Below are 4,981 nucleotides of genomic sequence, written 5' to 3' on the forward strand. Positions count from 1 at the left end.
TGAGGATGGAGCGGAATTTTTGGCTTACTGCTAAGCTCGTCGCTTTCTACCCACAGGTAAAAATCACCCGATTGAATAAAGTCTTGGGTATTTTTTGGAATCCAAGCGCCATGTATTACGTTCATAAAAATATGACTTTGATAATGTTAAGAAAAATAAGTTATGACTGAGCAACAATTGTCCTGAGCACTCATTATAATTGGATTTGTCAGGACGCATTTCCTTATGTGCGTATGCCAAACCTATTACTGTCAGCCCTGAAGCCATTGAGTATCATCGCTCAACTCATGTCAGAGCAAGATAGAATTACGTTGGGAGTAGACCAATTCCTGTTTGATGTACTCAATCTGTTACAATCCAACCAAACTGGCCAACAACTTTCCGATTCCTATGAAACAAACGCTTGCGACATGTGCACTACTTCTTATTTCTTTAACGCATGAAGCTCAATCCGAAGAAATTAGCTGCATCACTACAGCGTGGAAGCTGATCGGCGCAAACCATAAGGTCTGCGTACAAGCTTTTGATGACCCAAAAGTTCAAGGCGTCACCTGTCATATCAGCCAGGCTCGCACCGGAGGCATTAGTGGAACGCTGGGTGTAGCGGAAGATCCCTCTCAATTCTCAATTGCTTGTCGACAAGTGGGGCCGATCATTATTAATGGCAAGCTGCCAGAACAGGAAACCGCATTCAGTGAAGATACCTCTATTCTGTTCAAGGAAACGCGCGTGACTCGCCTGTTTGACGCTAAACGCAATACGCTGGTTTATGTAGCCATCAGCCGCAAACTCATCGAAGGAGCGCCCGCTAACAGTATCTCTACGGTTCCTATCTTGCCATGGACTGGGCATTAGATGTACAATGGAAAACTGCTTTTATCACTACCCTTCTGATTTACTAACCACCCATTTTACGCTATCAATAAGGACAATTTTTACAGCCATTCCCACAACACGATCCACGCTTTAAGTGATACCACTGTGTAAATACGTGCTTATTATTCTCTATTGAATAATCTATACCCTGAATTAATTTATCATTGCCACGATAATTACGCGCAACAGCAATAATTTCCTGCTGAGTTGATGTATGAATAAATTCAGTGACTTTTTCTTGCATGGCTTTGCTAAGACAATCCGCACAAAGACAATCCTGCTGAAGGTCGACTGTCATAATAGCAGGATAGGCAAAGCACCAGCACGATTCTCCATCTGAAGTCGAACCACAAACTAAAACAGCATTACACTTCGAACAGAGTTTACTTTGTGGGCTGATTTCAGTTTTCAACAGATGCACCCGTGGACATGCTTATCAGATCCCAGCAAACATGTTAGATCTATAATAAGGAACTTCTTTATAAATCATGATATTAACCTTTTGTAATATTGCTTAGATGTAAATTAATGTAAAGTAGCCACTCACAAAAGGTCAATACCTTAATTACATTATTTATTTTTGGTCAATGCTTCCAACTCTTTCATTGAATCAATTGTTTTAATTAAATTTTCTTCAGCAATGGTTAGCTGTTCCAGCTCTTGTTTTAAACTACCTTCCAACATTTCCACAACCAAGTTCTTACGGTTTTGGATAGCTGTTAACGATTCATTAAGAGCTGCTATATGCTTAGATTCTTTGTGTTCAGTTGATTTGATGGTTTTTCCGGATAACTTTTTCACCATGTTACTTACAGTACCGACACTAATATTATATTTTTCAATAATTTCTTTATGAGGTTTTTTATCCATAAGCATCTGGTTGATGCCAGATTTTTCTTCTTCTGTTAATCTTTTAGCTGATTTTTTAGTTGTATCTGTCATATCAATCTCCAATAAAAAGTTTAGTGTATGACTTTTAATAGAATATATCAAATACATGACAGATTGAATCAATTACAATAGAAGATGAACATAAAACTGGTGAACTAAACTACAAAGATGGAGCGCGAATTGATTAGATGTCGACGGGGTTCAGATGAAAAATAAATTTTAAAATACACTTACAATGCTACTTAAAATAAAATCAGCAAATTGGTAATCAATAGCCTCTCACGCATGATTTTAATTGCTCACTCTATTTTTTTTTGCTAAAAATTATTTATTGTAATTTTAGAGTTAAATATTAACGATTTAACCGAAAACAGAGAGAATACAAAATGCTTCAAGCTTTAGCACTATTACTAATCAACCTTACAATAACGATTGCAATAACATCTGATCCCGCTACATCCTCATTAACGAGAGGTATAGTAAAGCTATGGAACTTTGTAGTCCTGGCTATCATTATAGCTTTTTGGGGAAATTTGAAGGGAATAGAAAGCCACTATCTTAGCGATATTGTGCATACTGAAAAAGTACGTGATGACTTTAGAAAAGCCATAACTGAGCTGCCAAATATTGAGCAACAAAACAAACTAATAAAGAAAAAGCTAGATGAACTAAGAGACCACTAAGTTTTCCTTACGAGCAGTTGATGATTGTGACGTTGCTCGCTCAAATACTCCTATCTTAGCGAAAAGCAGTATAATTTTTAAAGACGCTAACTTATTGTTAAGTTACTGACTTAAAGGCTTTACAAAGTTGTACGTTTTTTGAGTAAAAAAGGAGTAGATTTTGATGTAATTGACGCAATTCAGCATACCTCCTTGAATGGTGTTACAGGAGACAACATTGCTGACCTGCCTGGAACTGGGACTGGGGCACAAATAGGATTTAATTTATACGGCTCTTAGACGACTCTGTATCGACAGAAAAACAGACAATATGACTTACACCAAGTAATGATGAAATATCCTGATTTTAAAATTCACATCGTTAACTATATCACCTACATTGCCTAAAAATAATTATGAAGATTAAACTCCTTGCACTCTTGTTTTTCACCAGCTTAATGCTGTCTGGCTGCAATAAACAAATACCTACTGCGAGTTGCTCATCTCCAGACACCCAAAAGTTAATTGATAACCTTCTTATTGAGCAGGCAGTAAAACTAACAACTGAAAAAAGATATGACCAGTATGATGGCTCATTTGTATTTGGCGCTACTAAAATTAGAGCATCATTGGCTCAAATCCAAGTAGCCGTTGAAAATATCAAAACGGTTAAACAAGACCCAAATAGCAGCAAAAGCTTTTGCAATGGCCTTTTAAAAGTTACGGTTCCGACCGCTATGCTTACTGATGTTGAGCAAGCACGAGATAGTCAGCATCAATTAAAAATTGCTCAGTACGCCAAGCAATTAAACATTGAAAACAACAACAATGTGTTTACTCAAAATGTGGAATATACCGTAAAACCGACTGGCGTGCGTAAAGCACCGCATGTTGAGTTTGAAAGTACTGCATGGGCCCATTTGCTTGATGAAATTACAACGGCTGCATTATTGAAGCCCACCTTAGAAGCACAAGAAACCTACTATGTTCAAAAAGATGAACAACCAAAGCAAGCCGTTGAGCCTTTAAAATCTGAAGCAGATCAGGTCAAATTAGAAGCTGAAAAAATTAGAGCCATGCAAGAAAAACAAGGTTTAGACAAATTAAACAAAGAATTACTTGAAGCCGAACAGATTGAAAAAGAACTATCCCAAGCACCCCATGCATCCAAAGATCTAGTTCCTCAACCAGTTGCCACGCAATCTGTGTCACCTGATACAAAGCAATTTTCTCTCAGCTTTAATTGTGCAAACGCTGCCAAGCCAACAGAGCTTACAATTTGTGCCAATCGTGAGTTAGCTGTTTTGGATATTGAAAATATGCAGATTTATAAAAAGGCAAAAATCACAGATCCTATAGCCACTAATGCAATTTGGAAAGAATCAATAAAGTCAAAATATGCCTGTGACACCGATATTGACTGCATAAAAACAGTTTATAAAAAATCAATTAGAAAGTATGGCTGTGTTGCCGCCGAGGATAAATCTAACTGTGATGCACCACAATAAAACCAAAGCAGGGGCTTGGAACAATAAGCGGGGCGGCAAGCGCCATAAATGAGTCGAATAAAATTCGACTGGCTAATCAACCTTTTTAATAGTGATAATGCAGCCCACATTTCCCAAAGATCCTGCTAGCAAGCGGCACATCACCCAATATATTTTGAATAACATCGACATCGCAGTTTACATTGACTGGAATTCTTTTTAGTGAGGCTGTTTGGGTTGCATTACTAATGTCTGTAACCAGTTTCTGGTCATTTAATTGGCTCACTTTTTTAGTAATGAGCAATTGGTCTGGGAGCGCCAAAATTAAGTCAGAGGGTGGATCATATTTATCAAATGCTTTTTGTTTACCAGCATATGTTGGCTTCGAACCACAAAGCATGACGACAACTAACATTGCCGTTATGGTGTTCAAAAATATTTTCAAGAAAACCACCGCTTTCATGATCATTCTCCCAACCTCATCTCTACTTTAGAAAGAGTAGACAACTTTCCATAAAAAACAATATTTGATAATTACTTGCTGAACTAGACACTCTCTAGCGATGGATTCATGGTTTATCCGAAGAACACCAGAACATTTGACACCTATCGTTAGTGGACAGTTTTCGTCGCTGTTTGACATTTCCTCGCTAAATTAATGCAAGACGGGATGCTTACGTTTGCCACATTTCTACCTGCGTTGTTTACCTGGTGCTGCAGTGAGCTTTTAATAGAGCCAATTGATTTTCCATTACCATTTCTCATTCGCTTAACCATGAGATCAACAAAATGAACGCCTCCAAAATAGTCCGGATTACACCCAAGGCCGAAGGGAAAAAAACCTTATCAGCGGCTCAAAAGCAATTTAATAGCCTAACTAAAAAAATTGATCGTCAAAAGAAACTGCTGATCGAATGGAAAGAAACGGTTCCGCTGTATATAGTGGACCCCATTGTCCAGACAAATAATGCCTTAATTTAAGATAGAGCCCTGTTCACACTCCAGCTGAATGGCGCTGTCCCAATTTTTTTATACGGGAACTGATATTTCTGCCGCTCCGTATTT

At 37.9% G+C, this 4,981-nt stretch carries 7 protein-coding genes; 4 read left to right on the top strand and 3 right to left on the bottom strand.

Annotated elements, in window-relative coordinates:
- Nucleotides 1-390 precede the first annotated feature (390 nt).
- A complete protein-coding gene (locus RW114_RS19770) occupies nucleotides 391-855 on the top strand; it encodes a CreA family protein (protein ID WP_340124455.1) in 465 nt (154 codons plus the stop codon).
- A 64-nt stretch (nucleotides 856-919) separates the two neighbouring features.
- On the opposite strand, the gene RW114_RS19775 is transcribed toward RW114_RS19770, so the two are convergent.
- On the bottom strand, nucleotides 920-1,288 hold the full coding sequence (locus tag RW114_RS19775) for a C1orf53 family protein (RefSeq protein ID WP_340124456.1): 369 nt from the start codon (nucleotides 1,286-1,288) through the stop codon (nucleotides 920-922).
- Between the two features lie 158 nt (nucleotides 1,289-1,446).
- Nucleotides 1,447-1,818, bottom strand: coding sequence for a hypothetical protein (locus RW114_RS19780; protein ID WP_340124457.1), 372 nt, complete (start codon nucleotides 1,816-1,818; stop codon nucleotides 1,447-1,449).
- Between the two features lie 335 nt (nucleotides 1,819-2,153).
- On the opposite strand from RW114_RS19780, the gene RW114_RS19785 reads away from it, so the two are divergent.
- Both RW114_RS19785 and RW114_RS19790 read left to right on the top strand, forming a co-directional pair.
- A complete protein-coding gene (locus RW114_RS19785) occupies nucleotides 2,154-2,450 on the top strand; it encodes a hypothetical protein (protein WP_340124458.1) in 297 nt (98 codons plus the stop codon).
- A gap of 395 nt (nucleotides 2,451-2,845) precedes the next feature.
- Complete coding sequence (locus tag RW114_RS19790) at nucleotides 2,846-3,937, top strand: lysozyme inhibitor LprI family protein (RefSeq protein ID WP_340124459.1); 1,092 nt, start codon at nucleotides 2,846-2,848, stop codon at nucleotides 3,935-3,937.
- Nucleotides 3,938-4,022: 85 nt separating this feature from the next.
- Here the strand turns inward: RW114_RS19790 and RW114_RS19795 are convergent, their stop codons facing one another.
- Nucleotides 4,023-4,379: a hypothetical protein gene (locus RW114_RS19795; protein WP_340124460.1), complete on the bottom strand. Its 357-nt coding sequence runs from the start codon at nucleotides 4,377-4,379 to the stop codon at nucleotides 4,023-4,025.
- Nucleotides 4,380-4,705: 326 nt separating this feature from the next.
- Between RW114_RS19795 and RW114_RS19800 the strand changes: the two genes are divergently transcribed.
- Nucleotides 4,706-4,897: a hypothetical protein gene (locus RW114_RS19800; protein WP_340124461.1), complete on the top strand. Its 192-nt coding sequence runs from the start codon at nucleotides 4,706-4,708 to the stop codon at nucleotides 4,895-4,897.
- Nucleotides 4,898-4,981: the final 84 nt, after the last annotated feature.

The sequence above is a fragment of the Methylobacter svalbardensis genome (assembly GCF_037671525.1).
GTDB lineage: Bacteria > Pseudomonadota > Gammaproteobacteria > Methylococcales > Methylomonadaceae > Methylobacter_A > Methylobacter_A svalbardensis.

Excerpts from the sequence above, each read along its gene's own strand:
- RW114_RS19800 (WP_340124461.1), top strand. The coding sequence starts at position 4,706 with ATGAACGCCTCCAAAATAGTCCGGATTACACCCAAGGCCGAAGGGAAA.
- RW114_RS19770 (WP_340124455.1), top strand. The coding sequence starts at position 391 with ATGAAACAAACGCTTGCGACATGTGCACTACTTCTTATTTCTTTAACG.
- RW114_RS19795 (WP_340124460.1), bottom strand. The coding sequence starts at position 4,379 with ATGAAAGCGGTGGTTTTCTTGAAAATATTTTTGAACACCATAACGGCA.
- RW114_RS19785 (WP_340124458.1), top strand. The coding sequence starts at position 2,154 with ATGCTTCAAGCTTTAGCACTATTACTAATCAACCTTACAATAACGATT.
- RW114_RS19780 (WP_340124457.1), bottom strand. The coding sequence starts at position 1,818 with ATGACAGATACAACTAAAAAATCAGCTAAAAGATTAACAGAAGAAGAA.
- RW114_RS19790 (WP_340124459.1), top strand. The coding sequence starts at position 2,846 with ATGAAGATTAAACTCCTTGCACTCTTGTTTTTCACCAGCTTAATGCTG.